This window comes from Arthrobacter sp. Y3223164, assembly GCF_059091005.1.
In genome coordinates, this window is the sequence record NZ_JBNHGF010000758.1 from 1 (window position 1) to 674 (window position 674).

The 674-nt window shown below is 71.5% G+C and carries 1 protein-coding gene; it reads right to left on the reverse strand.

The features are described 5' to 3' along the window. Positions 1 to 674 (reverse strand): branched-chain amino acid ABC transporter permease (locus tag AC5RUJ_RS17840; protein ID WP_494156463.1); only part of this gene is annotated, 674 nt, incomplete at both ends.

Sequence of the window (674 nt, forward strand, 5' to 3'; positions counted from 1 at the left end):
GGCTGCCTGGCGGCGCTGGCCGCGGCTGAGGGTGGCCCGCTGCACCGCGCCGGTGATGCCGCCGGGCAGGAACAGGACCACCAGGATGAACAGTGTACCGAGGATGAACAGCGGCTCCGAAAGCGGGATCCGCAGGATGTCCGGCAGGTTCGCGATGGCCTCCGACTGCGCCAGCGCCGTCAGCCGCTGGTCCAGCAGCGTGTAGAAGACGCCGCCGATGACCGCTCCCCAGCGCGAGCCCACGCCGCCGAGCACCACCATGACCAGCAGGGTGATGGTGAAGTCGGCCGAGAGGCTGCGCGGGACGGCACCGGACTGCAGCAGCAGGTAGACCATGCCGACCGCCGAGGCCAGCACCCCGCCGACCACGAACACCAGCAGCTTGACCAGGTAGGGCTGCAGCCCGATGACCCGCACGCGCAGCTCGTTCTCGCGCACCGCCGCGGCCACGTGGCCGGCCCGGCTGAACTGCACCCAGCTGACGACGGCGAAGACCACCAGCAGCACGATCAGCGCCAGCCAGTACAGGTTGCGGGTGTTGGCCACGCCCAGCAGGGCCTCGGGCAGGTTCTCGGTGGCCAGGGTCAGGCCCTCTTCGCCGCCGGTGGCCTGGCCGGGGTTGCGGCCCACCAGCACGTGGCCGGCCTCCGCGAAGGCCAGGGTGACCATGGCGA